Origin of the sequence: Streptomyces sp. Inha503 (assembly GCF_047215865.1) — a bacterium.
GTDB lineage: Bacteria > Actinomycetota > Actinomycetes > Streptomycetales > Streptomycetaceae > Streptomyces > Streptomyces lycopersici.
Map to the genome: position 1 here is coordinate 6,643,150 of NZ_CP178360.1, position 24,936 is coordinate 6,668,085.

24 protein-coding genes and 2 pseudogenes are annotated in these 24,936 nt (G+C 72.6%); 18 read left to right on the forward strand and 8 right to left on the reverse strand.

All coding sequences use genetic code 11. From position 1 onward, the window contains the following. Positions 1–2: 2 nt before the first annotated feature. Positions 3–1,745, reverse strand: coding sequence for a cellulose binding domain-containing protein (locus ACJX2R_RS27695; RefSeq protein ID WP_413102360.1), 1,743 nt, complete (start codon positions 1,743–1,745; stop codon positions 3–5). Between the two features lie 508 nt (positions 1,746–2,253). On the opposite strand from ACJX2R_RS27695, the gene ACJX2R_RS27700 reads away from it, so the two are divergent. From ACJX2R_RS27700 to ACJX2R_RS27750, 11 genes and pseudogenes are all read left to right on the forward strand, one after another. Further along, complete coding sequence (locus tag ACJX2R_RS27700) at positions 2,254–4,308, forward strand: TerD family protein (RefSeq protein ID WP_413105956.1); 2,055 nt, start codon at positions 2,254–2,256, stop codon at positions 4,306–4,308. 156 nt (positions 4,309–4,464) lie between these two features. After that, on the forward strand, positions 4,465–5,376 hold the full coding sequence (locus ACJX2R_RS27705; RefSeq protein ID WP_413102361.1) for a dihydrodipicolinate synthase family protein: 912 nt from the start codon (positions 4,465–4,467) through the stop codon (positions 5,374–5,376). A 40-nt stretch (positions 5,377–5,416) separates the two neighbouring features. Continuing rightward, on the forward strand, positions 5,417–6,418 hold the full coding sequence (locus ACJX2R_RS27710; protein WP_413102362.1) for a proline racemase family protein: 1,002 nt from the start codon (positions 5,417–5,419) through the stop codon (positions 6,416–6,418). Between the two features lie 27 nt (positions 6,419–6,445). Beyond that, a complete protein-coding gene (locus ACJX2R_RS27715) occupies positions 6,446–7,129 on the forward strand; it encodes a GntR family transcriptional regulator (protein ID WP_413102363.1) in 684 nt (227 codons plus the stop codon). Beyond that, a complete protein-coding gene (locus ACJX2R_RS27720; protein WP_413102364.1) occupies positions 7,126–8,424 on the forward strand; it encodes an NAD(P)/FAD-dependent oxidoreductase in 1,299 nt (432 codons plus the stop codon). Before ACJX2R_RS27715 ends, ACJX2R_RS27720 begins: the two co-directional genes overlap by 4 nt. Further along, positions 8,405–8,695 (forward strand): annotated as a pseudogene (locus ACJX2R_RS27725) ((2Fe-2S)-binding protein); the annotation flags it as partial. The gene ACJX2R_RS27720 and the pseudogene ACJX2R_RS27725, both read left to right, overlap by 20 nt. Continuing rightward, complete coding sequence (locus ACJX2R_RS27730; protein ID WP_413102365.1) at positions 8,691–10,232, forward strand: NAD(P)/FAD-dependent oxidoreductase; 1,542 nt, start codon at positions 8,691–8,693, stop codon at positions 10,230–10,232. The pseudogene ACJX2R_RS27725 and the gene ACJX2R_RS27730, both read left to right, overlap by 5 nt. Before the next feature lie 119 nt (positions 10,233–10,351). Further along, positions 10,352–10,741: a TOBE domain-containing protein gene (locus tag ACJX2R_RS27735; protein WP_166484036.1), complete on the forward strand. Its 390-nt coding sequence runs from the start codon at positions 10,352–10,354 to the stop codon at positions 10,739–10,741. A 74-nt stretch (positions 10,742–10,815) separates the two neighbouring features. Then, on the forward strand, positions 10,816–11,664 hold the full coding sequence (gene modA / locus ACJX2R_RS27740; protein WP_413102366.1) for a molybdate ABC transporter substrate-binding protein: 849 nt from the start codon (positions 10,816–10,818) through the stop codon (positions 11,662–11,664). A gap of 71 nt (positions 11,665–11,735) precedes the next feature. Further along, on the forward strand, positions 11,736–12,566 hold the full coding sequence (locus ACJX2R_RS27745) for an ABC transporter permease (RefSeq protein WP_413105957.1): 831 nt from the start codon (positions 11,736–11,738) through the stop codon (positions 12,564–12,566). After that, positions 12,563–13,669, forward strand: a complete 1,107-nt coding sequence (locus ACJX2R_RS27750; protein ID WP_413102367.1) for an ABC transporter ATP-binding protein — start codon at positions 12,563–12,565, stop codon at positions 13,667–13,669. Before ACJX2R_RS27745 ends, ACJX2R_RS27750 begins: the two co-directional genes overlap by 4 nt. Before the next feature lie 28 nt (positions 13,670–13,697). On the opposite strand, the gene ACJX2R_RS27755 is transcribed toward ACJX2R_RS27750, so the two are convergent. The 4 genes and pseudogenes from ACJX2R_RS27755 to ACJX2R_RS27770 form a co-directional block, all read right to left on the reverse strand. Then, entirely contained in the window at positions 13,698–13,919 is a 222-nt protein-coding gene (locus ACJX2R_RS27755) for a hypothetical protein (RefSeq protein ID WP_413102368.1), read from the reverse strand. Next, entirely contained in the window at positions 13,916–14,344 is a 429-nt protein-coding gene (locus tag ACJX2R_RS27760) for a hypothetical protein (RefSeq protein WP_413102369.1), read from the reverse strand. The genes ACJX2R_RS27755 and ACJX2R_RS27760 overlap by 4 nt, the downstream gene beginning before the upstream one ends. A gap of 233 nt (positions 14,345–14,577) precedes the next feature. Further along, positions 14,578–15,441: a helix-turn-helix domain-containing protein gene (locus ACJX2R_RS27765; protein WP_413102370.1), complete on the reverse strand. Its 864-nt coding sequence runs from the start codon at positions 15,439–15,441 to the stop codon at positions 14,578–14,580. A 121-nt stretch (positions 15,442–15,562) separates the two neighbouring features. Beyond that, positions 15,563–16,200 (reverse strand): annotated as a pseudogene (locus tag ACJX2R_RS27770) (HAD family hydrolase). Positions 16,201–16,285: 85 nt separating this feature from the next. Here ACJX2R_RS27770 and ACJX2R_RS27775 point away from each other — a divergent pair. From ACJX2R_RS27775 to ACJX2R_RS27800, 6 genes are all read left to right on the forward strand, one after another. Then, entirely contained in the window at positions 16,286–16,774 is a 489-nt protein-coding gene (locus tag ACJX2R_RS27775) for a hypothetical protein (protein WP_413102371.1), read from the forward strand. Positions 16,775–16,822: 48 nt separating this feature from the next. Then, on the forward strand, positions 16,823–17,593 hold the full coding sequence (locus tag ACJX2R_RS27780) for a hypothetical protein (protein ID WP_413102372.1): 771 nt from the start codon (positions 16,823–16,825) through the stop codon (positions 17,591–17,593). A 327-nt stretch (positions 17,594–17,920) separates the two neighbouring features. Next, positions 17,921–18,439 (forward strand): toxin-antitoxin system HicB family antitoxin, encoded by a 519-nt coding sequence (locus ACJX2R_RS27785; RefSeq protein ID WP_262705255.1) that lies wholly within the window; start codon positions 17,921–17,923, stop codon positions 18,437–18,439. 82 nt (positions 18,440–18,521) lie between these two features. Beyond that, positions 18,522–19,364, forward strand: a complete 843-nt coding sequence (locus ACJX2R_RS27790) for a DUF4097 family beta strand repeat-containing protein (RefSeq protein WP_413102373.1) — start codon at positions 18,522–18,524, stop codon at positions 19,362–19,364. 77 nt (positions 19,365–19,441) lie between these two features. Then, positions 19,442–20,422: an ATP-binding cassette domain-containing protein gene (locus ACJX2R_RS27795; protein WP_413105958.1), complete on the forward strand. Its 981-nt coding sequence runs from the start codon at positions 19,442–19,444 to the stop codon at positions 20,420–20,422. Then, the gene (locus tag ACJX2R_RS27800; protein WP_413102374.1) at positions 20,419–21,201 is read left to right on the forward strand and encodes an ABC transporter permease; all 783 of its coding nucleotides are present in this window, start codon (positions 20,419–20,421) and stop codon (positions 21,199–21,201) included. Before ACJX2R_RS27795 ends, ACJX2R_RS27800 begins: the two co-directional genes overlap by 4 nt. An 89-nt stretch (positions 21,202–21,290) precedes the next feature. Here the strand turns inward: ACJX2R_RS27800 and ACJX2R_RS27805 are convergent, their stop codons facing one another. Together ACJX2R_RS27805 and ACJX2R_RS27810 are read right to left on the reverse strand one after the other, a co-directional pair. Then, positions 21,291–22,304, reverse strand: coding sequence for a zinc-dependent alcohol dehydrogenase family protein (locus ACJX2R_RS27805; RefSeq protein WP_413102375.1), 1,014 nt, complete (start codon positions 22,302–22,304; stop codon positions 21,291–21,293). 52 nt (positions 22,305–22,356) lie between these two features. After that, positions 22,357–23,337, reverse strand: coding sequence for a PhzF family phenazine biosynthesis isomerase (locus ACJX2R_RS27810; protein ID WP_413102376.1), 981 nt, complete (start codon positions 23,335–23,337; stop codon positions 22,357–22,359). Between the two features lie 112 nt (positions 23,338–23,449). Here ACJX2R_RS27810 and ACJX2R_RS27815 point away from each other — a divergent pair, with 112 nt between their 5' ends. Then, positions 23,450–24,349, forward strand: a complete 900-nt coding sequence (locus ACJX2R_RS27815) for a LysR family transcriptional regulator (protein WP_413102377.1) — start codon at positions 23,450–23,452, stop codon at positions 24,347–24,349. 26 nt (positions 24,350–24,375) lie between these two features. Here the strand turns inward: ACJX2R_RS27815 and ACJX2R_RS27820 are convergent, their stop codons facing one another. After that, on the reverse strand, positions 24,376–24,807 hold the full coding sequence (locus ACJX2R_RS27820) for an NUDIX hydrolase (RefSeq protein WP_413102378.1): 432 nt from the start codon (positions 24,805–24,807) through the stop codon (positions 24,376–24,378). Positions 24,808–24,936 lie beyond the last annotated feature (129 nt).

Genomic DNA, 24,936 nt, shown 5'->3' on the forward strand with positions numbered 1-24,936 from the left:
CGTCAGCTCGCGCAGGGGCGGCCGTTCAGGGTGAAGGAGCCGGGCGGGCGGTTGCCGTCGCTCCAGGAGCCGAGGAAGCCCACGGAGAGGGAGTCACCGGCCTTGACCCGCTTGTTGTAGTCGGCCGGGGTGGTGGTCACCTTCGAGCCATGCTGGGTGAACTCTCCGTTCCACATCTGCGTCACCCGCTGGGAGTCGCGGAAGGTCCAGGTGACCCGCCAGTCATTGAGGGATTCGCGGGAGGTGAGGGTGACGGCGGCCTGGAAGCCGTCGGGCCATTCGTTGACCAGCTGGAAACGGGCCGTGCAGTCGGCGTCGTCGCCGGGCTTCCGGTCGTCGGAGGGCGGTTCGCCGCCATGGCCGGACGCGGAGCCGGGGCCGGAGTCGCCCTTGTCGGACGAGGAGGACGGGCCGGGGGAGCGCCCGGGCTTCTTCTGGTGCCCCTTGCCCGAGCCCTTCCCGTCCTGCCCGCCCTCGCTCTTCGAGGGGCTGGGGGAGGCCGGGGCGCCGGGGTTGTACGGCGAGGAGGTGGCGGGGGCCAGGCTGCCGGGGGTCACCTCGGGGCCCGTGGAACCGCCGGTCCGGTTGTCGGAGTCGGCGGCGGTTCTGGTCATCGCGACCAGTGCGGCGAGTGCGACGACGGCGATCACCGCGAGGATGACGGTCGTACGGGCTCGGCGTAACCGGCGGCGGGCGGCGTGGCTCCGGACGACCCGGTGCCCCCCGGAACGAGCCCCGCTCGCCCCATCGGCCCCGCCCGCGCCGGCTCTGCCCTCCACACCACCGGCCCGTCTGCTCCGCCGCGCCCCGACCACGTCCAGGACCCGGTCGCGCAGCCGCTCCCACAGCGGTGCGCGGACCGCGTGCGCGGTGGGAGCGGCGGCGCGGGCGCTCGGCTTGGCGCCCGGGGCCCGCTCGGCGAGCGCGCGGCGCCGCTTGAGGTAGAGGTGCGCGCCCCAGCCGATGACCCCGCCCGCCAGCGCGCCGGGCAGCCCGGCGCCGTCCACATACATGCAGGTGGCGGCGTCCCGGCAGGTCCGGCAACGGGCGAGGTGCTGCCACAGGTCGGCGGGCGAGGGCGAGTCGGGCGCCCGGGTGGCGGCGTCCAGCAGCTTGGCGTAGCTGCGGCACTCCTCGTTGGTGAGGGTGTCCACATGGGCGCGCTGACACCGTTCGCGGAAGGCCGCGCGGACCCGGGCGATCTCCTCGGTGGCGTACTCCGGGTCGTACCCCAGCTGCCGGGCCACCGCCTCCGTGGACCGTGCCTCCACCTCGACCAGCCACAGCAGCTCCCCGTCCGCCTCCGGCAGGTCCCGCAGCGCGCGCAGGGCGAGCGGCTGGTCGCGGGGCGGTGCGGCGAACCGGGCGGCGAGGTCGGAGGCCAGCCAGGTCCGCAACTCCGGGTTGAGCCGGTCCCCGTGCCGGTGGGCGTCCCACTCGGCGGCGGTCTTCCGTACGGCGGTCAGAAAGAGCGGAAGCCACGGGAGGCGCTTGCCGAAGCCCCGGGTGCGGCGGTTGCGGGTCTCCCGGATGCCCCGCCGGAACGCCTCGGTGGCGAGCCGCATCCCGTCTTCCGGGGTGGTGGTGCACAGCTCCGCGTAATCGGCGACCGCGTCCCAGTACGCGCCCAGCAACGCCGTGGCGGAGGCCGCGCCATCGACATCCTCGCCGGGCGCCTCGGCGACCCCGTGGCGCGTCGGGGAGCCGTCCCCGGGCGATTCCCTGGGAGATGAGTGGTCGGGCATGGAGGCAATTCCTCACTCACGAACAGCGGCGCCCCCGCCGGGGGCAACCCTCTCACAAACGGGCCGCGGGGTGGTCAGCCAACAGCACAGCGATGCCTCGGAGTTGGGGATTCCCCTTACGGGGCGGGCCGAGCCTTTCACGCCGGTGACCTGGCTGACAAGAGACGAAGAGCAGTCCCCGTTTCGGAAGATGAGCCACCTGACAAGCCGTGGGACCGGGCCGAAGCAACGTGAATAGTAGTCACGTTCACCACTCCTGGCGACAGAATGGGCCACACCCGCAAAAGGTATAGACCGCACAGTTCGCGCTGTGAACTCCTGTGCGCTTTCGGTGACTTCCGGGAGTCGCGGACTGTGCCAATCGGCGCATGACCTCCCGAAACGCGTGGTTCGGGCGCTAAGGTTCAGTTCGCTCACGCAACATGTGCGGAGCGTGACGCATAGCGATGCGGAGGCCGCTCGGGGGGTCCGAGGCGGCTGTCTTCTGGGGGGACCAACCATGCGGGAGATGATCAAGGGCGGCAATGTCGGCCTGGCCGCTCTGAGCGAGGACACGGGTTCCGTGATCCTCAGCCTGAACTGGAGCTCGGCGACCGGAGACGGGGACGCCGACGTCTCGGTGCTGCTGCTGAACGGTGATGGCAAAGTCCGCAGCGACGCGGACTTCTACTTCTACAACAACCCGGCCGCCGCCGATGGCAGTGTGCAGCTGCTGGGCAAGACGCCGACCGCCGAAGGGAGCGAGGACCGCATCAGCCTCGATCTGACGGCGGCACCCGCGGACGTCGAGCGGATCGTCGTGGCGGCCAGCCGGTACGGCGGGGCGAGGTTCGGCGATCTCGGCGACCTGCGGGTGACCCTCGCGGACCGGGGCGGCGAGACCCTGCTGGGGTTCTCGATCGAGGACGCCGATGTGGAGAGCGCGTTCATCTTCGGCGAGCTCTACCGCCGGGGCGAGGAGTGGAAGTTCCGGGCCGTCGGGCAGGGGTACGAGTCCGGACTGGCCGGTCTGGCCACGGACTTCGGCATCGACATCGACGATGACGCGGCCGACGAGGAGACGGCCGACGAGGCGACGGCCGACGAGGTGCCGGTTGACGAGGCGACCGCCGACAAGGTGGCGGACGCCGCGCCGGAGGCGGCGGAGCAGGCGCCCGCGCCCGGGGCCGAGGGCCCGCCCGGCATCCCCGCGCGGACGGCGGCGCCCACGGCCGGGGTGACCGGCGAGGAGTCCGCACCGGCTACGGCCCGCCGCCCTCGTACGGCGAAGAAGAAGGTCACGCTTCCCAAGGTCGCCAGGAAGTCGCTGGCGGAGAACGAGTCGTGGCGGGCGGCTCGGCTCTTCCCGGTTTCCTCGCTCCGATACGACCGGGAACGGGAAACGCGCGCCACGTCCGTCCTGCTGTCGGTGATGACGCAGGTGCCCGAGTTCGGGCGTCGGCTCACCGCGGCCTTCGGCGCCCCCGCCGGCCGTATGGAGACCTTCACCGAGGTCTCCCTGCCGCACGGAGGCAACGCCCCCAAGCGCCCCGACGGCGTGATCCGCGTGGAACGGGCCGGGAAACTCTGGACGGCCCTGGTGGAGACGAAGACCAACGGCAATACGCTCAAGTCCGAGCAGGTCCAGGACTACATGGACATCGCCGCCCGGCGGGGCTACGAGGCCGTGATCACGCTGTCCAACGACGTCGCTCTCGAAGGCAGCCCACTGGTCGACGTCAAGGTCGACGGACGCCGTAAGCACAAGGTGGCGCTGTGGCATCTGTCCTGGGCCGAGGTGGCCCACCACGCCCAGACGCTGATCCGCCACGAGGGTGTCGGCAACACCGCGCACGCCTGGCTCCTCCAGGAACTGCTCCACTACCTCCAGCACGAGAACTCCGGCTGCCACGGCTTCCAGAACATGGGCCCGGCCTGGGTGCCGGTGCGCAACGGCATCGACAACGAGACCCTGTGCCAGGGGGACCAGCGCGCCACCGACGTGGTCGAGAGCTGGGACCGGCTCATCCGCCAGGTCTGTCTGCGGCTGGGCGGTGAACTCGGGCAGAAGGTCCTGCCCGTCCAGCGCGCCAGGCGGGGAACCGACCAGGGTTCCCGTCGTGCGGCCATGGCCGACCGGCTCTGCGAGGAGGGCCGTCTCTACGCCGAGCTGCGCATCGAGGGCGCCTCCGGGATCCTCGCGATCGTCGCCGATCTGCGCACCGGCAAGCTGCGCACCTCCATCGAGATTCCGGCCCCCGACCAGGGCTACCCCCTCAGCTGGGCCAAGCGCCTGGTCCGACAGCTCGCCGAGGCTCCGGCCGACCTCCATGTGGAGACCCTTGTCGAGGGGCAGGGCGGCGGCCCGCGCGGCACCCTCGAGCGGCTCCGCCCCGAACCGGCCGACATGCTCCCCAAGGGCGGCGCCCGGATCACCGGGTTCCGGCTGTCCCTCTTCAAGGGCATGGGCAGCGCCCGAGGCAATGCCGAGTCCGGCTTCATCCGCAGTGTCGACGACGCCGTGGACCGCTTCCACTCCGGTGTCGTCGCCCACCTGGGGAGCCGCACGGCCCGGCGGCCGTAGGGATAACGGCCCGTAGGGGGTAACGGCCCGTAGGAGATAACGGCCGTAGGGGACAGGGGTTAAGAAGGCGGATCGGGCCACTGTGCGGTGTGACATTGCACTGCTATCGTCAAGAGGAAATCCGGTGGTCTGGTCCCCTCCCCCAGGAGGTTCCGCATGCCCGATCTCTCCGCGCCCTGGCATGGCGTTCATGTCGCCACGGCGCTTCCGTTCCAGGACGATGACGAACTGTCGGTCGACTACGAGGGTTACGCCGCCCATGTGCGGTTTCTCGCCGAGCACGGCTGTGACGGGGTCTGCCCCAACGGGTCGTTGGGGGAGTACCAGACCCTGACGGACGAGGAGCGGGCGCGGGTGGTGCGGGTGGCGGTGGAGGCGGCGCCCGAGGGGTTCGGGGTGATGCCGGGGGTGGCGGCGTACGGGGCGCTGGAGAGCCGGCGGTGGGCGGAGCAGGCAGGGGAGGCCGGGGCGCGGGCGGTGCTGGCGCTGCCGCCGAACAGCTACCGCGCCGACCGGGGGGCCGTGGTCGGCCACTACCGCGAGGTGGCGCGCGCCGGGCTGCCGGTGGTGGCGTACAACAACCCCCATGACACCAAGGTCGACCTCACCCCGGAGCTCCTGGCCGAGCTGCATGGGGAGGGGTTGATCGTGGCGGTCAAGGAGTTCAGCGGGGATGTGCGGCGGGCGTACGAGATCGCCGAGCGCGCCCCCGGCCTTGACCTGCTGATCGGCGCCGATGACGTCCTGCTGGAGCTGGGGCTCGCCGGGGCCGTGGGGTGGATCGCCGGGTATCCGAACGCGATTCCCGACGCCACCGTGGAGCTGTACCGGCTCGCCACCTCGGGCGTCGGCGCGGACCTGGAGAAGGCGCTGCCGCTGTACCGCGCGCTGCATCCGCTGCTGCGCTGGGACTCCAGGACCGAGTTCGTCCAGGCCATCAAGGCATCCATGGACCTCGCCGGGCTGCGCGGCGGATCCTGCCGCCCGCCGCGTTCGCGGCTGGCCGGGGAGGTGGCGGCGCGCGTCGTCAGGGAGACCGAGACGGTGCTCGCGCTGGGGTACCGGTGAGGGCCGCGTCGGTGGGGGTCGCGGTATCGAGGGGGCGTTCGTGAGGTCGCGGCGGGTGTTGCACACCGTGGAGTCCCACACCGAGGGCATGCCCACCCGGGTGGTCACCGGCGGGGTGGGGACGCTCCCCGGCGCGACCATGGCCGAGCGCCGGCAGTGGTTCATCGAGCACCGCGACGATCTGCGCACCCTGCTGATGTACGAGCCGCGCGGCCACTCCGCGATGAGCGGGGCCATCCTCCAGCCGCCGACCCGGCCGGACGCGGATCACGGTGTGCTCTTCATCGAGGTGTCCGGGGTGCTGCCCATGTGCGGCCACGGCACCATCGGCGTGGCCACCGTGCTGGTCGAGACCGGGATGGTCGAGGTGCGGGAGCCGGTCACCACCATCCGCCTGGACACCCCGGCGGGCCTGGTGGTCGCGGAGGTCGCCGTGCGCGACGGGGCAGCCACCTCGGTGACGATCCGGAACGTGGCGGCGTTCTGCCAGGCCACCGACCGTACGGTGCGGGTGCCCGGCTTCGGCGAGGTGCGCTACGACATCGCGTTCGGCGGCAACTTCTACGCCATCGTGGAGCTGGACGCCCTCGGGCTGCCCTTCGAGCGGGCGGCGGGGCAGGAGCTGCTGACCGCCGGGCTGAAGATCATGGACGCGGTGAACGCGCAGGACCCGCCGCACCACCCCGAGCGGCCGGACATCACCGGCTGCCGCCATGTCTACCTCCAGGCCCCGGGTTCGACGGCGCGCCACTCCCGCCACGCGATGGCCATCCACCCGGGCTGGTTCGACCGCTCCCCCTGCGGGACCGGCACCTCCGCGCGGATGGCGCAGCTGTACGCACGCGGTGAGCTGGGGCTCGGCGAGGAGTTCGTCAACGAGTCGTTCATCGGGACGCGGTTCGTCGGGCGGCTGCTGGAGGAGACCACGGTGGCGGGGCTGCCCGCCGTCGTGCCCTCGATCACGGGGCGGGCGTGGGTCACCGGCACCGCGCAGTTCCATCTCGACCCCGAGGATCCGTTCCCGGCCGGGTTCCTGGTGTAGAGAGGGGAGATCGATGGTGGTTGAGACATGACCGGGTCCGCTCCCCGTGGCCGCGGCTCCAGCCTCGAGCCGCTCGGCAAGCGCGAAAGCCTGCGCGACCGGGTCAGAAACGCCCTGCGGGCGGGGATCATCTCCGGTGAACTCGCCCCCGGCGCCGTCTACTCGGCGCCCGCCCTCGGCGCCCGTTTCGACGTCTCCCCCACACCCGTCCGCGAGGCGATGCTCGACCTGGTGAAGGAGGGGCTGGTGGTCTCGGTGCCCAACAAGGGGTTCCGGGTCACCGAGGTCTCCGAGCAGGATCTGGACGACCTGGCCTCCATCCGGCTGCTCATCGAGCCGCCCACCGTACGGGAGGCCGTCCCCCGTATCCCGCCCGGGGAGTTGCCCGCGCTGCGGGGGCTGGCCCAGGCGATCGTGGACGCGGCCGAACGCGGCGACCTCATCGGCTATATCGAGGCCGACCGGGTCTTCCACCTCACCCTGCTCGGCTACGCCGGTAACCGGCGGCTGGTGGACGTGGTCTCCGAACTCCGCTCCCAGACCCGGCTGCTGGGGCTCATCCCGCTGCTGGAGGGCGGGCGGCTCGGCCAGTCGGCGGCCGAACACCACGCTCTTCTCGACCTCGTGGAGGCGGGGGACGCGCGCGGCGCCGAGGCCATGACGCATCGCCATATCGGCCATGTGCGCGGGCTGTGGGCGGGTGGCCCATGACTCGGGACGGGTGGGAATCGGCCTCCCAGGACTTGCCGAAGACCGCCGACCTCGTCGTCATCGGCGCCGGAGTCGTGGGCGCGGCCGCCGCCTGGTTCGCCACCCTCGCCGGGCTGCGGGTCGTGGTGGTCGACCGGGGTGCTATCGCGGGCGGCACCTCGGGCGCGGGCGAGGGAAACGTCCTGGTGTCGGACAAGGAGCCGGGCCCGGAGCTGGAGCTCGCGCGGTACTCGCGGCAGGTGTGGGGCGAGGACCTGGCCCCGTACGGCGAGTGGTGGGAGTTCGAGCGGAAGGGCGGGCTGGTGGTCGCCTCCACCCCCGCCGCCCTGGGCGCGCTGCGAACGCTGGCCGAGCGGCAGCGGGCCCATGGGGTCGTCGTACGGGAGGTGTCCGGGGCCGAACTCCACGCCCTCGAACCGCGGCTGACCCGCGAGGCCGCCGGGGGCGCGCTGTATCCGCAGGACGCCCAGGTGCAGCCCATGCTGGCGGCGGCCCACCTGCTGCGGCTCGCGCGGGGGCGCGGGGCGGTGGTGCGGACGGGGACGGAGGCGGTGGGGTTCCTCCGGCGTACGGGTTCCCCGGTCACCTCGGGCGGAGGGGACGCGGGCGCCCCGGTCACCCCGGTGGGAGGCTCCCCGGTCACCCCGGGAGGCGGCGCGGGTGCCCCGGTCACCGGCGTACGGACACCCCACGGCACCGTCAGCGCCCCCGCCGTCCTGAACGCGGCGGGCACCTGGGCCGGTGCGGTGGCGGTGCTCGCGGGCGTCGAGCTGCCGGTGCTGCCGCGCCGGGGCTTCGTCCTCGTCACCGAACCACTGCCGCCCGCGACCGTACGGCACAAGGTCTACGCGGCCGACTACGTGGACGCCGTGGCCAGTTCGGACGCGGAGCTCCAGGTGTCGCCGGTCGTGGAGGGCACGGGCGGCGGCACGGTACTGATCGGTTCCACCCGGGAGCGGGTCGGCTTCGACCGGCGGCCGTCCCCCGCCGCCGTACGGGCGCTGGCCCGGGGCGCGATCGGGCTGTTCCCGATGCTGGCGTCGGTGCGGGCGATGCGCGTGTACGCGGGCTTCCGGCCGTACTGCCCCGACCATCTGCCGGTCATCGGCCCCGACCCGCGCGCCCCCGGGCTGTGGCACGCCTGCGGCCACGAGGGCGCGGGGATCGGTCTGGCGGCGGGGACGGGGAAGCTGATCGCGCAGGCGCTGACGGGGGAGGCGACGGATCTGGACCTGACGCCGTTCGCCCCGGAACGGTTCGAGGAGGGCGGTGCGGATGAGCCACGCGGGGAGTGAGGAGCGCACGGGGTTGTCGGCGTACCGGCTGACCTTCGACGGCACGACGGTCACCGCGTTGCCCGGCCAGAGCGTGGGCGCGGCGCTGGTGGCCGCCGGGATCGTGGCCTGGCGGACCACGCGGCGCGAGGGCGGACCGCGCGGGCTGTTCTGCGGGATCGGGGTCTGCTTCGACTGCCTGATCACCGTGGACGGGCGCCCAGGACAGCGGGCGTGTCTGGTCCCGGCACGGGACGGGATGCGGCTGTCGGCGGAGGGCGATGGCGATGGCGGCGGTGATCGCGACGGCGGCGGTGATCGTGATGGCGATCGCGATGGCGACGGTGATGGCCGCGATGGCGACGGTGATGGCCGCGATGGCGATGGTGGTGGCAGCTATGGCGACTGATCGGCCGACGTACGACGTAGCCGTCGTGGGCGCGGGTCCCGCCGGGCTCGCCGCCGCCGTCGGGGCCGCCGAGGCGGGCCTGGACGTGGTGCTCATCGACGCCGGGCGCCTGCCCGGCGGCCAGTACTGGCGCCACGACGAGCGCTCAACGCCCCCTCGCCACCACCACGGGCGGCTCTTCGCCCGCCTCCGCGCCCGGCTGGACCACCAGCGCCACCTCGGCCGTCTCCACTACCTCCCCGGCCACCAGGTCTGGCTGATCGACCGCGCCCGCCCGGACAGCGGACCGTTCACCCTGCGCCTGAACGGTCCGTACGACACGGCCCCCGTCGAGCGGGACCGGGTGCGGGCCGGTGCGCTGGTGCTCTGTTGCGGCGCGTACGACCGCCAACTGCCGCTCCCCGGCTGGGAGCTGCCCGGGGTCATGGCGGCCGGAGGCGTCCAGGCGCTGCTGAAGGGGCATCGGGTGGCGGCGGGGCGCCGGGCGGTGGTCGCGGGCACGGGCCCGTTCCTGCTGCCGGTGGCGACGGGCCTGGCGCGGGCGGGGGTGCGGGTCCTCGCCGTGTGCGAGGCCAACCCGGCGCACGGCTGGCTGCGCCACCTGGACGGGGCGGTACGGGCGCCCGCCAAGTCCGCCGAGGCGGTGCGGTACGCGGCGCTGATGGCCCGCCACCGCATCCCGTACCGGACCCGGGCCGCGGTGACCGAGATCCTGGGCGAGGACCGGGTGCGCGGGGTGCGGCTCGACGGCGGCGAGGTGATCGAGGCCGATCTGGTGGCGCTGGGCTGGGGGTTCACCCCCGCCCTCGAACTGCCCCTGATGGTCGGCGCCGCCACCCGGCGCGACCTCGACGGCTCCCTCGTCGCCGTGGTCGACGCCCGGCAGCGCACCACCGTCCCGGGCGTCCTGGCGGCGGGGGAGACCACGGGCGTGGGCGGCGCCGCGCCGGCCGTCGCCGAGGGACGGCTGGCCGCCCTGTCGCTGGCGGCGGCCCACGGGCTGCCGGTGGATACGCGCGCCGTACGGCGGCTGAGCGCCGCGGTCCGCCACGGCCGGGCCTTCGCCGCCGCGCTGCACCGCACCTACCCCGTGCCCGAGGGGTGGACCGACCGGCTGACCGAACGCACGGTGGTCTGCCGCTGCGAGGAGGTCACCTACGGGGAGCTGTGCCGCGCCCGTACCGAACTCGGCGCCGAGGACCCCCGCACCATGAAGCTCCTGGCCCGCCCGGGGATGGGCTGGTGCCAGGGCCGGATCTGCGGTTTCGCGGTCGCCGCCGTCACGGCGTCGCTGACCGGCCGCCCGGCCACGGCGGAGGATCTGCGGCCGCTCTCGGCACGGCCGTTCGCGGCGCCGGTGACGCTGGGGGAGCTGGCGGAGCTGGACGAGCCGGCGGACGACGCGGACGAGGAGCCCTAGCGCCCGCGAACGCTGCCCCTTGCTGCTTGTGCAGATGCCAGCCTCCGTACCCAAATCGTTGGACGGATACCACCTGATCGGCATGTACCAGCTCGCAGATGCGGCGCTACCATCGGCGGATGCATACGTACCGGATCGGTGAGGCCGCGGCCCTGATGGGGGTCAGCGTCGACACCCTGCGGCGCTGGGTCGACAGCGGACGGCTGACCGCCGAACGGGATGAGCAGGGGCGCCGGATCATCCCGGGCCCGGCGCTCGCCGCGTTCGCCCGCGAGGTCGCCAGCGGCACGGACCGCGACCACCCCGGCTCGTCGGCCCGCAACCGCTTCTCGGGGATCGTCACCGAGGTGATCCTCGGCGATGTGTCCGCGCAGGTGGAGATCCAGGCGGGCCCGTTCCGCGTGGTGTCCATGATCAGCCGGGAGTCGGCGGAGGAGCTGAAGCTGGAGCCGGGCGTTCCGGCCGTCGCCGTGATCAAGTCGACCAACGTGGTCGTGGAAACGCCGTGAACACGCGCGCCGAGGTCGGCACAGTCACAGGCGGCGGCACAGGCAGCAGTCGCAGAGAGGGAAAGACAGACCCCATGACGACCCGTTCCCTATCTCGTTCCCGTTCCCGTTGGACGCTCCGTGCGGTGGGCGGTTTCGCGCTCGCCGCCGTGGCGCTCACCGCCTGCTCCTCCGGTGACTCCGACGACTCCGGTGACTCCGGTGACTCCTCCAAGAAGTCCGGCTCCGGTTCCTCCTCCGAGAAACTGTCCGGCACGGTGACCGTGTTCGCGGCGGCCTCGCTGAAGGAGAGCTTCACCGCGCTGGGCAAGACCTTCGAGAAGGAGCACCCCGGCACCAAGGTCTCCTTCAACTTCGGCGGCAGCGACGCCCTCGCGGCCAGCATCACCTCGGGCGCGCCCGCCGATGTCTTCGCCGCCGCGAGCCCGAAGACCATGAAGACCGTCACCGACGCCAAGGACGCGAAGGGCACCCCGGCCACCTTCGTCCGCAACCAGCTCGAGATCGCGACCCTCCCGGGCAACCCGAAGAAGATCAAGACGCTCAAGGACCTCACCCGCTCCGGGCTGAAGGTCGCGCTGTGCGCCAAGGAGGTGCCGTGCGGCTCGGCGGCCCAGAAGGCGCTGACCGCGGCCGAGCTCAAGCTCACGCCGGTCTCGTACGAGCAGGACGTCAAGGGCGCGCTGACCAAGGTGCAGTTGAAGGAGGTCGACGCCTCCGTCGTCTACAAGACCGATGTGAAGGCGGCGGGCGGCAAGGTCGCGGGCGTGGAGTTCCCCGAGTCGAAGCAGGCCATCAACGACTATCCGATCGCCCTGCTGAAGAACGCCCCCAACGCGGAGGCGGCCACGGCCTTCATCGACCTGGTGAAGTCCGCCCAGGGCCAGAAGGTGCTCGGCCAGGCCGGTTTCCTCAAGCCGTGACGGAGCGGAACACAGGGGCGGGGCCGAAGGCAGGGGCGGAGCCAGAGGGGGCAACCGGCCTCACGGAGGTTCTGAGCGGCAGCAAAAGGCGAAGCCCCGGCACCCCGCGCCTCCCCCGCCGCCGCGCGGGCGTCCCGCTGCCGCTCCTGCTCCCCGCCCTCGTGGGCCTGGTCTTCCTGGTGCTCCCGCTGGTCGCGCTGCTGGTCCGCGCGCCCTGGCGGAGCCTGCCCGACCAGCTGACCAGCGTCGCGGTGTGGCAGGCGCTCCGTCTCTCGCTGATCACCGCGACCGCCGCCACCGCCGTGGCGCTGGTCCTGGGCGTACCCCTGGCCTGGCTGCTGGCCCGCGCCCGCTTCCCCGGCCGCCGGCTGCTGCGTGCCCTGGTGACCCTGCCGCTGGTGCTGCCTCCGGTGGTGGGCGGTGTGGCGCTGCTGCTCGCGCTGGGCCGTAACGGAATCGTGGGCCGCTGGCTGGACTCGGCGTTCGGTGTGACGCTGCCGTTCACCACGGCGGGGGTGGTGGTCGCGGAGGCGTTCGTGGCGATGCCGTTCCTCGTGATCAGCGTCGAGGGCACGCTGCGGGCCGCCGATCCGCGCTACGAGGAGGCCGCCACCACGCTCGGCGCCTCGCGCTTCACCGCGTTCCGGCGCGTCACCCTGCCGATGGTGGCGCCCGGTGTGGCGGCCGGGGCGGTGCTGGCGTGGGCGCGGGCGCTGGGCGAGTTCGGCGCCACGATCACCTTCGCGGGCAACTTCCCCGGCCGTACGCAGACGATGCCGCTGTCGGTCTATCTCGCGCTCCAGAACGATCCGGCCGCCGCGATCGCGCTCAGTCTCGTCCTCCTCGCCGTCTCCATCGCGGTCCTCGCCGGGTTGCGCGACCGCTGGATGGCCGCCTCATGACCAACACGGACACCACCTCCCCCACCGAGGAGGCCGCGCCGCACACCGACGGCCTCGACGCCCGGCTCGTCGTCGACCGGGGCGGCTTCCGGCTCGACCTGCGGCTGACCGCCGCGCCCGGCGAGGTGGTCGCCCTGCTCGGGCCGAACGGCGCGGGTAAGACGACCGCGCTGCGCGCCCTGGCCGGGCTCACCCCGCTCACCGAGGGGGCGCTGCGGCTGGACGGCCGGACCCTGGAGGAGCCGTCGCGTCGGCTGCGGACGCCGCCCGAGGACCGCCCGGTCGGCGTCGTCTTCCAGGACTACCTGCTCTTCCCGCACCTCACCGCGCTGGACAACGTGGCGTTCGGCCCGCGCTGCCACGGGGTGCCCAAGGCGGAGGCCCGCGCGCAGGCGGCCGACTGGCTGGACCGGATGGGCCTGACCGACCGCGCGGGCGCCAAACCCCGCGCCCTGTCCGGCGGCCAGGCCCAGCGCGTCGCCCTCGCCCGCGCCCTGGCCACCCGCCCCCGGCTGCTGCTCCTGGACGAGCCGTTGGCCGCGCTGGACGCCCGCACCCGCCTCGACGTGCGCGCCGGACTCCGCCGCCACCTGGCCGACTTCGAGGCGGTGGCCGTCCTGGTCACCCATGACCCGCTGGACGCGATGGTGCTGGCCGACCGGCTCGTGGTCGTGGAGGACGGCCGCATCGTCCAGGAGGGCGCCCCGGCGGACATCTCCCGCCGCCCCCGCACCGACTACATCGCCAGCCTCGTCGGCCTCAACCTCTACCAGGGCCGCGCCGACGGCCACACCGTGACGCTCGACGGCGGCACCACCACCATCACCACCACCGAGGACCTCACCGGCCCGGTCTTCGTCGCCTTCCCACCCGCCGCGGTCACTCTCCACCGCGACCGCCCCGACTCCAGCGCGCGCAACCTGTGGCGGCTGGAGGTGGCCGGTATGGAGTCCCACGGCGACCAGATCCGCGTCGACCTCACCGGCGAACTCCCCCTCCTGGCCGACCTCACGACGGCGGCGGTAGCCGAACTGTCCCTCCACCCGGGCGGCACTGTCTGGGCCACCCTGAAGGCAACACAAACCCACGCGTACCCGGCGTAAAGCGGGTCCCGGCAGGCCCCGGCCCGCCCTACACGCAGAGCGGCCGACACACCCACAACTCGACCTCCCGCGTCCTGCTGCCACAGCTCCACGCGACCGTCCCCAGCAACTGATCCGCCATCAGCCGCCGCCCGCACAGCGCACAGTCCCAGCCCTCCAACTGGGGCCCGGTCAGCGTGTCCGGATCCGGCATCTCGATGCCGTGCACTGCCGCGAGCGGCTGCTGCGCGCCCGGACGACCGCCGGTCACCGTCCCTCCTCCCCGGTGCTGATCCCGAGCTCGGCGACGACGGCCCGAACCAGCGCCTCGCGAAGCCGATTGGCGTCGGTGAGACACCGCCCCGGCCCGAGCGGAACGCGCCAGTGCACGTACGGCCCGCTGGTCCGGTCAATGGGCGGAACACCGAGGTACGAGGTCTGAAGGCGGCCCGTGCCGAGCGTCTGCACCTGCCGGATGCGCGGCCAGTGCTGTGCGGCCCCCGGACGGATGAGCCAGTACATGAGGTTGTAGTCGGCGATGACGGCACCGGTCGCCCCACCGAGCAGGGCCAGGACCCGCTCCCCAAGCGCCTCGGGCGCCCGCACGGCGTCCCAATACGGGCCGACCTGGACCATCCGCACGTCGGCGCCGCTCGGTGGCGCCCATGGTTCGTACTTGAGAGAGTCGGCTGCCATAGCTGGTGCTGTCCCATCTGCCTGGTCGGTGTGGACAGGTAGATGGTTCTCCGCTGCAAGGGCGGCAAGTGACCCGGAGAGGGTCAGTCAGGGTCACTCACCCGCGTGACACCACGCTGCGAAGTTGCTCAAGCTCTCGGCATCTCCGCGTCGCAGGCGGCGGAGCGTTGCGGCGTCCTCTCGCACCCACGGGTGATCACGGGTGTGCTGCGGAGCGATGTGGCGCGCGGCCTTCAGCGACTCGAAAGCATCGCGGGCCAGGCCCGACCACAATTGCGCACGGGCCACCTCGATGTAGAACGCGCTGCGGCGCTCGGCGCTGTGCCTCGATAGATGCTCTCAGGCACGGCGTCCCCCAGGCGCCGGGCCTCCGCAAGGTGCTTGTCCGCCGGTTTCACGAGACCGGCGCGTCCGGCGATGACAGCAGCGCGCATGTGCAGGGCGCCTCGGGCTGCCGTCGCCGCGTCATCCTCACTCGTGGGTGCGCGATCCAACGCGGCTTCCAGCGCGCGTAACCCAGGGGCGAACGCGCGGGCGGCGAAAAAGGTCTCGGTACGAACGTATGCAACGGTGGCGTCCAGCAGCGGGTCTTCGGTGTGCGGCGCTGCCCAGCGCATCAGGTCGACCAGACGGGCGGACAGGTCCAGAGCACCGTACTTGTACGCCACAGCGTCAGCGGTGCGGAGCGCAGCGACGAGCAGGCCCGCGGTCTCGGGCTTCTCTTCAGCCGAAGCGAGGTGGAAGGCGCGCATCAGCTCGCCGATGAGCGAGGGTAAGTGGTGGGCGATCCGGACGTACTGGGAGGCCAGACGCCAGGTCACTGCCTCGTCCACTGCTGCGCGCAGCTCGCTGAGTTGCCGCACCGGCCCGTCGTCCGGCATTTCGTACGCCGCGATGACGGCCGAAAGGGACGGCATCGCTGCGTGCACGCGGGCGTCGGCCCGGTCTCGGCTTCCCAGCAAGAGGGATGGATCGACACCGAGAGCAGCCGCGAGGGCCTCCACCACGTTGTCGCTGGCGTCCCGTGCGTTGCGTTCGATCTTTCGCAGGGTGCCGATGTGCACGCCTGCGGCGTCTGCCAGCTCTTGCTGCGTCATACGAGCGATGCGGCGCTGATAGGCCACACGCTTGCCGAGATGGGTGGGCGTACCAGTGCTCCGTTCGGCGCGTCCACTCCGAACGGTAGCGAGTGGCCTTGCGACAGCGGGGTCGGTTGCGTCATCCGGCGACGAGCCGTACCAGATCGTCCAGCGAGTCGATCCGCCAGTCGGCAGCGGCCGCCTCGGCGGTGCCGGACCACAGATGGCCCCACGGCCCGCGGCGCAGATGCGCGACGCGCAGTCCCGCCGCCTTTGCCGGGCGGATGTCGTTCGCGGGGTGGTCCCCCACGTACACCGTCTCGTCGGGCGGGGTGCCGGTGAGGTCCAGGACACGGGCGAAGAAGCGGGGGTCGGGCTTGGCCACGCCCCATCGCCCGAGGTGGCGATCTCGTCAACCGGGAGGTCGAGCTCGCGTAGCAACTGGCCGACGTGCGCGGTCTGGTTACCCGCGATGACGACGCGGAGCCCCTCCGCACGGAGGGCCGCGAGGGCTGGACGCACATCCGGGTAGAGATCGGCTTCGTCCAGTCGTTCACCCGCCCCCGCGGCATCCATCGCGGCTCGCTCGGCCGCGATGTCGATGTCCGGCCGAATGAGCCGCAGGGCTTCGGCGTTGTCGCGGCCCTGAGCGACGACCGCGCCGACGAGCGCGGAGAGGGTATGCCGGGGGACGTCCAGCCAGTCCGCGCACGCGGCCCATCCGCGGTCATCCCGGATCAAGGTCTCGCCCACATCGAAGACCACTGCGCGAAGCATGCGGGCAGCGTAAAACACGGTGAAACGATGGCACCCTCTAGCATCCGCACTCTGCTGACCACATGACAAGGAAGGCCACGCCCCGATGACGACGATCGCTGTGACCGGGCACATGGACCTCACCGATGCGTCGGTGCCGCTGGTCCGCGGCGAGCTGGACAAACTGTTGGCCGGCTACGACCCCGCCGACCTGGTCGGTGTGTCATGCATCGCGAAGGGCAGCGACAGCGTGTTCGCCGAGGCGGTCCTGAAGGCCGGTGGCCGCCTGGTCGTGGTGATTCCGTCGCGGGACTACCGGCAGGCGAAGGTCAAGCCGGACCACGCCGCGACCTTCGACCGTCTGGTGGAGGCCGCGGCCGAGGTGCTGGTGATGCCGCATGAGACGGCGAACCGACAGGCGTACGAGGCGGCGAACGCCGTGTTGCTGGAGCGGGCCGATCGGCTGGTGGCGGTGTGGGACGGGCGGCCGCCCTCCGGCAAGGGCGGTGGTACGGCGGACGTGGTGGGTCAAGCGCGCGGGGCGGGCGTACCCGTCGACGTCGTCTGGCCGGCCGGGGTTTCGCGCCGGGTGTGACGCGCGTACCCGGCCTGAGCCGGGCCCGGTTGGGGCATGCTGGGGCACATGAGGCAGGGGGAGCCCGGGGAGGGCGAGGGGTATTCGGGGCGGGCCGCGAGGCGGCGGGTCATCGTCGGCTCCGTGGTGAGCTGTGTGGCCATCGCGGTGGCCGTCACCCATGTGCTGGCGCCGGATCTGAAGATAGACAGCGTCACCGTGGCGCTCCTGGTCGTCGCCGTCGTGCCCTGGTTGCGCGATCTGCTCGACAGCATCGAGCTGCCGGGTGGGTTCCGGCTGGAGTACGCGAAGGAGGTCGAGCGGCGCATCGAGGCGGCCGAGCGGATCGCCGATGCCGCTCTCGTGGGGAGCGGCGACGACGGACCCGAGGCCGACGGCGCCACGGCGCTGAGGGATGTGCGCCGGCTGGCCGCCGAATACCTCGAGGTGCGTGGGTCCATGGCCAGTGGATCCGCCCGTACGCAGCGCATGAACGGCATCTTCGCCCGGCTGGTGCGCGCCACCCAGCGGCTCGCCGACCCCGACCTGGACGGCTGGCTCAGCTCCCCGGACGGCGGTCTGCGCCTGGCCGCGTACGCGCGGCTGTACGCGGTGCCGGACGCGGACGCGCTGACCGCCCTCACGGACGCCGTCACGAAGGAGCCGCTCGCCTTCAGCCAGTACTGGGGCATCCACGCGCTCGACAAGGTCGTGGACGCCGTCGGGGTCGAGGACGTGCCGCCGGGGGTCGTCCGGCGCCTGGAGGACTGCCGACCGCGCGGCAGCGACCGGGTGGCCCTGCTGCGGCGGCTGATCGCCAAGCTGCACGGCCTCCAGTAGTGGTTTCGCGGTACTGCGGGGCCACGTCGGCCGTCCCGCGCCATCGGTCTGCCCGATGTGGTGGCTGGTGGCTGGTGGTGCCGCGGTGTGCACCCCCTTGTGGCATCACATGATGCCGGGGTGGCGCCGTCTGGTGCTAGGTGGTGCCACCGCAGTGCCGCCCAGCGCCATCACGTGCCCCAGAAGCGCATGAGTGCTCATGGCGCCACCATGGCTCAGGTCGATCCCTCCTCGTTTTCGCAGGTCAGGTGGATGCGGTCAGGCCCGCCCGCCGCAAGGTGCCATCCAGGGTTGCGTATGGCGCCATGGTGGTGCCATGATGACGTCATGGACCTCACCCCGTATGTCGACACCCTCCGCAGCGAACTCGCGGTGGCCGCCGAGGCCGGCGGCGACGAGGCGCGCGAGCTGGCCGACCGGCTCACCGCTCCGCTGGAGTCGGCGGCCCGGCTGACCATGCTCAATGTGCTCTCCGCCGCGATGGACGAGATCACCCGGGAGCTCGCCCCAGGCTCGGTCGACGTACGGCTGCGCGGGCTCGATCCCGACTTCGTGGTGACGCTGCCGCCCCGCGACGACGCCCCCTTCGAGGCCGCGCCCGCCGAATCGCTCGCGCCCCCGGCCCCCGTGGACGGCGACGAGGGCGGCACCGCCCGGGTCAATCTGCGACTGCCGGCCCAGCTCAAGGCACGCGCCGAGGAGGCCGCGTCCCGCGAGGGCCTGTCGGTCAACGCCTGGCTGGTGCGCGCCGTGTCGGCCGCGGTCGACGGCGGTACGCAGCCCCGTACGCCACAGCCACAGAAGACCCGCACCTCCGGACAGAGCTTCACGGGCTGGGTGCGCTAGCCGCGCCCCCGCCCGCACCACTTCACTCACATCACGTCCCACCAGCGGGGACGTCCCAAGGACTCAAGAGGACGGTACAGCCATGCCTTCTTTCGACACTCCCGAACCGATCACGGTCACCGCCCACGTGGGCGCCGGCTCGCTCCGGTTCACCGCGAGCGACCGCGCGGACACCGCCGTCGAGGTGCGGCCCGGCAGCCCCAAGCGGGACAAGGACGTACGGGCCGCCGAGCAGACCGAGGTCTCCTACGCGAACGGGGTACTGACCATCAGGACGAAGGAGCGGCGCTTCATCGGCCCCTCCGGCGTCGTCGACGTGACGGTCGACCTGCCCGTGGGCTCGGACATCGACGTCACCGGCTCCTGGACCCACGTGGCGAGCGAGGGCCGCCTCGGCAAGGCCCGGATCAAGACCTCGGGCGGGGACGTCCGCCTCGACGCGACCGGGCCGATCCAACTGACCGTCTCGCACGGCTCGATCGCCGTCGACCGGGTCGAGGGCGCCGCCGAGATCACCACCAGCTCCGGCAGCGTGCGCGTCGGTACCGTCGACGGCCCCGCCACCCTGAAGAACTCGCACGGCACCACGACCATCGCCGCCGCCCTCGGCGAGCTGCGTGCCAGTGGGGCCCACGGCGATATCGACATCCTGCGCGCCGAAGCCTCGGTCACCGCCACCACCGCCCACGGCTCTCTGCGCGCCACCGAAGTCGCCTCCGGTGACGTCCAGTTGGAGACGTCCTACGGCACCATCGACATCGGCATCCGCGAGGGCACCGCCGCCTGGCTCGATGTCAGCGCCGAGCGCGGACAGGTGCGCAACGCCCTCGCCGACGCCGCGCCCCCGGCGCAGACCGAGAAGACCGTCAAGGTCCGCGCCCGGACCCGCTGGGGCGACATCGACATCCGCCGCGCCAAGGCCTGAGCACCCGCAAGCCCCCGCCCCCTTCACCTCCTACCACCTCACACTCCGAGCCGGAGGGCTCCATGCGCGTATCTGTCATGCCCACATCCAACAGCGCGGCCGCCCCCGCCGTCTCCACCGCCGATCTGCGTAAGTCGTACGGCGACAAGACCGTCCTCGACGGCATCGATCTGCGCATCCCGGCCGGGTCCGTGTTCGCACTCCTCGGACCGAACGGCGCCGGCAAGACCACCACCGTGAAGATCCTGTCCACCCTCATCGCCGCCGACGGCGGGCAGGCCCAGGTCGCGGGCCACGACGTCGCCACATCACCGGACGGAGTACGCGCCGCGATCGGCGTCACGGGGCAGTTCGCCGCGCTCGACGACCTGCTCACCGCCGAGGAGAACCTTCTCCTCATGGCCGACCTGTTGCGCTTCGGCAAGCGCGAGGGCAGGAAGCGGGCCACGCGACTGCTCGAGCGGTTCGACATCGCCGACGTCGCGAAGAACCGCGCCGCGACCTTCTCCGGCGGCATGCGGCGCAGGCTCGACCTCGCCATGACGCTGGTCGGCGACCCCCAAGTGATCTTCCTGGACGAGCCGACGACCGGGCTCGACCCGCGCAGCCGCCGCACCATGTGGGACACCGTGCGCTCGCTGGTCGCGGGCGGCACCACCGTCTTCCTCACCACCCAATACCTCGAAGAGGCCGACCAGTTGGCCGACCGGATCGCCGTGCTCGACGGCGGCCGGATCGTCGCCGAGGGCACCGCCGACGAACTCAAGGCGCAGATCCCCGGCAGCCATGTGCGGCTGCGGTTCACCGAGCCCGCCGAGTACGAGCGCGCGGCCGCCGCCTTCCCCGGAGCGGCCCGTGACGACGAGGGCCTCGCCCTGCGCGTGGCGGGCGACGCCGGTATGGAGGCGCTGCGAGCCCTGTTCGACCGGCTCGACGCGGCCGGAGTCCGGGCCGCCGACTTCTCCGTGCACACCCCCGACCTCGACGACGTGTTCCTCGCCCTGACCGGCGACGGCACCGCCACCACTCCGCTTCACGTCAAGGAGACCCAGCGATGAGCACCCTCAGCTACGCCGTGCACGACTCGATGACGATGCTGCGGCGCAACCTCAAGCACGCCCTGCGCTATCCCGCCGTGTCCCTGGGCCCGGCCATGATGCCGATCCTGATGCTGCTGCTCTTCGTGTACGCCTTCGGGGACTCGATCGGCGTCGGCATGGGCGGCGGCCGGGACGCGTACCTGGAGTATCTGACGCCCGGCGTCATCATCATGGGTGTGGCCGCGGGCGCCATGTCGACCTCGATCGCGGTCTGCCAGGACATGACCGAGGGCATCATCAACCGCTTCCGAACCATGAACATCACACGCTCGTCGTTTATGACGGGCCATGTCATCGGCAGCGTCATCACGACGGTGGTGAGCCTGACCCTGGTGGTGGGCGTGGCGCTCGCGCTCGGCTTCCGCCCGGAGGCGAACCCCCTGGAGTGGCTGGCGGCTGCCGGGCTGATGGCGGCCATCGCGTTCGCGGTGGCCTGGTTGTCGGCGGCGCTCGGCCTGATCTCCAAGACGGTCGAGTCGGCGAGCAACAAACCGCTGCTCATCCAGTTCCTGCCGTTCCTGGGCTCGGCGTTCGTACCGGCCGACTCAATGGCCCCGGGCCTGCGCTGGTTCGCCGAGAACCAGCCGTTCACGCCGATGACCGAGACGCTGCGCGGCCTGCTCACCGGTTCGCAGATCGGCAACAGCGGCTGGATCTCGCTCGCCTGGTGCGCCGGTATCACCCTCGTCGGCTACATCTGGTCGCGCTCGCTGTTCAACAGCACCACCAAGCGCTGAAAGCCCCCTTCTCGATCTCGTACCCGCGCCACGGCGGAGGGCCCGATACACACAGGGCCCTCCGCCGTGGCGCGGCGGCGAGTTCGTCGTCACTCGTCCGTGATGACCACCTTCCCGAAGTGCCCCCGCCCCGCGAAGTACCGGTACGCGGCGGGTGCCTCGGTGAAGGGGAAGGCGCGGTCGACGACGGGGCGCAGGCGGTGGTGCTCGATCGCGCGGTTCATCTGCTCGAACATCTCGCGGCTGCCCACGAACATCCCTTGCAGTGTGACGCCCTTGAGCAGTACGGAGGACGGGTCGGCCCCGCCGTCCCGGGACAGTACGCCGATGAGGCTGATCCGCCCGCCGACGCGTACGGCCTCCAGTGACTGCGGCAGGGTGCCCACGCCGCCCACCTCCACGACGTGGTCGACACCGCCGCCGGTGGCCTCGGCCACCACGCGGCCCCAGTCGGGGGTGCGGGCGTAGTTGACGCCGTCGGTGGCGCCGAGCATGCGCAGTCGCTCCAGCTTGGTGTCGTCGCTGGAGGTGGCGAGCACCCTCGCCCCGCCGAGCGCGGCGAACTGGAGGGCGAACAGGGACACTCCGCCGCTGCCCAGGGTCAGCACCGTCTGGCCGGGGGTGAGTCCGCCGGTGACCGCCACCGCGTGCCAGGCGGTCACGGCGGCACACGGCAGCGTCGCGGTCTCGGCGAAGTCGAGATGCGCGGGGGCGGCGACCAGGGCCTCCTGGTCGAAGAGGACGTACTCCGCGAGCACCCCGTCCGTCGGGCCGCCCAGCGCGCCCGCCGTCTTCCGCGCGGCGGGCGGCCCGGAGAGCCAGCCGGGCATGAAGATCCCGGCGACCCGGTCGCCCTCCCGCCACCGGGTGACCTCGGAACCGGCGTCCACCACCTCGCCCGCGCCGTCGGACAGCGGTACGGCATCGGGCTTCAGGGCGCGTCCGTACGTGTTCGACGCGATCATCAGATCCCGGTAGTTGAGCGACCAGGCCCGCATCCGGACCAGCACCTCGCGGGGCCCGGGGGCGGGCACCTCGCGCTCGTCCAGCCGGAGGGCGTCCACGCCGGTGAGGCGCGGCAGGTGGTAGTAGCGCGTCTTCATGACACCGTTCCTCTTCTCGCGCGGTTTCTCACGCCGTTTCTCGGGCCGTTTCTCACGCGGTCCGCGGGATCGGGACGGCCTGGCCGCTGACCCGCGACCGGGGGTCGTCGGGCGTGATGTCGAGCAGGAGGTCGCTGGGGCGGCCCATGTCCTCGCCCTGGCGGATACGGATCCTGGTCCGGCCGTCGACCAGGCCGAGTACCCGCAGATAGCCGCCGAAGGCGGCGGCCGCGGCGCCGGTGGCCGGGTCCTCGACCACTCCGCCGACGGGGAATGGATCGCGGGCGTGGAAGGCCACGTTCTCGGTAGCGCCGTCCGCCGTCTCGCGCCACACCAGATGCACCGTCGTCCAGCCGCGGCGCCGCATCACCGCGTCCAGCGCGTCGAAGTCGTAGTCGAGGTCCGCCAGCCGCTCGCGGGTGGCGGCGGCGAGGACGAGGTGGTCGTTGCCCGCGAAGGCGACATGCGGGGGCAGGGCCGGGTCCAGGTCGTCCACGGACCAGCCCAGCGCCGCCAGCGTCGGCTCGATCTCCGTGGCCGGGTCGGCGGGGCGCGAGCGCGTGGGAACGCTGGTGAGCGTGGCGCGGGGCGGGCCGTCGCCGTCGCCGTCGGCCGTGGTCTCGACGCGGATCTCGCCCGAGGCCGTGTCGAAGACCAGCTCACCGGGGCCGTCGCGCTCGGCGAGAGCCACGGCCGTGGCGATCGTGGCGTGTCCGCAGAACGCGACCTCGGCGAGCGGGCTGAAGTACCGCAGCCGGTAGCGGCGCGCGGTCTCGTCCCGTTCGGTGATGAACGCGGTCTCCGAGTAGCCGACCCGCGCGGCGATGGCGGTCATGGCCGCGTCGTCGTCCGCGACGGCCGCGGCGTCGAGGACCACACCGGCGGGATTGCCGCCGTCGGGGTGGGTGGTGAAGGCGGAGTAGTGCAGAACGTCGATGTCTGGGGTGGGCGTGGTGGGCGTCGTGGATGTCGTGGATCTCGTGGCCCCGGTGGACCTGGTGGCGGCCGCCGTGGGTTCCGTGTGTGCGGTCATGCCGTCCACGGTTCCACCGCGCCCAGTATCGCGTCCAACGATTCCTTTCGCTGGAGTTGATCGAGAAACCCAATGAGGGCAGGTCGGAGGCCACCTCACCTATCCTGACCTCGTGGACACACGACTCCTGAAGACGTTCGCGGCCCTGGCGAGAACCGGCAGCTTCACCGCGGCCGCCACCGAGCTCCATCTCGCCCAGTCCACCGTCACCGTCCAGATACGCACCCTGGAACGGGAGCTGGGCACCCGCCTCTTCGACCGGCTGCCCGCAGGCGCCCTGCCGACCAGCGCCGGACGCCGATTGCTGACGGAGGCCGAGGAGGTCCTGGACGCCGAGGCCCGGCTGCGCGCGGTGGCGGCGGCCGGGAACGGCGACGGCACGGAGGGCGTGGTGGAGGGCCCGGTCGCCCTCGGTGCGGGCGAGTCCCTGTGCGCCTCGCACCTCCCCCGCGTGATCGCCTCCCTGCGCCGCAGCCACCCCGGTATCGACCTCCACCTCCACCCCGCGGGCAGCGCGGCGGCCGTCGAGGGGCTGCGTACGGGACGGCTCGACCTCGTGCTGCTCCTCGAACAGGACGTGACCGACGCCGACCTGGTGGCCCGCCCCATCGCCCGCGAACCCCTCGTCTACGTCGCCGCCCCCGGCCACCCGCTGGCCGGACGCGAGGCGGGCTGGGACGAACTGGCCGGGGAGAGCTTCTTCGTCCACGAGCAGGGCTGCTCCTACAGCGACCACCTCGTCCGCAGCCTCCTCGCCCTCCCCGGCCCGGCACCGCGCCTCACCCGCTTCGGCAGCATCGAGGCCGCCCGCGCCTGCGTCGCCGCGGGCCTCGGCCTGACGCTGCTCCCCCGCGCCACGGTGGAACGGCAGCTCGCCGAGGGCCAGCTCGCCGAGGTCCACGGCCCGGCGATCCCCCCGGTGCCCGTCCAGCTCACCCGCCACCGCCGCCGCTGGACCAGCCCGGCGGCGCGGGCGGTGGCGGACGAGCTGACGCGGCTGCTCGCGGTGTGAGCCGTACGTCAGATGTGAGCCGTACGTCAGACCAGCGTGACGCCGTCGTGGGCGCGGACCGCCGGTGGGGTGGCGGTGTCGAGGGCGTCCAGGACGCGCACGGCGTACGCCTCGTCGGCGAGATCGGGGACCTCGGCGCGGGTGGCCCAGCGCCAGGCACGGGTGCGGGGGCCGGTGGCGGGGGTGCCGTCGAGGGCCTCGCAGCGGAAGACGAGCGAGACGGTGAGGCCGTCCATGTCCTTGTAGACCCCGGTGAGCGCGGCCGGGAGCGCGATCTTGACGCCCGTCTCCTCGAGGATCTCGCGCTGTAGGGCGTCGGGGATGGCGGCGTCGGGGTCGAGCGCACCGCCCGGCGGCTCCCAGGTGCTGCCGTCGCGCCGCTTGATCAGCAGCGCTCGGCCGCGCTCGTCCACGATGACTCCGGCGACGCTGACGCGGTGCGGGCGGTCAGTGGTCACGTTCCTCGGCCCTCTCGGCTGGCTGGGGTTTCTCACGGTAGCAACGCAGGGACGGGGGCGGGGGCGGAGCCCCGGTTGTGGGAAGGGGCGGGGAGGGGAGAGCAGCCCGCCGCAGGCGTACGCGTACCG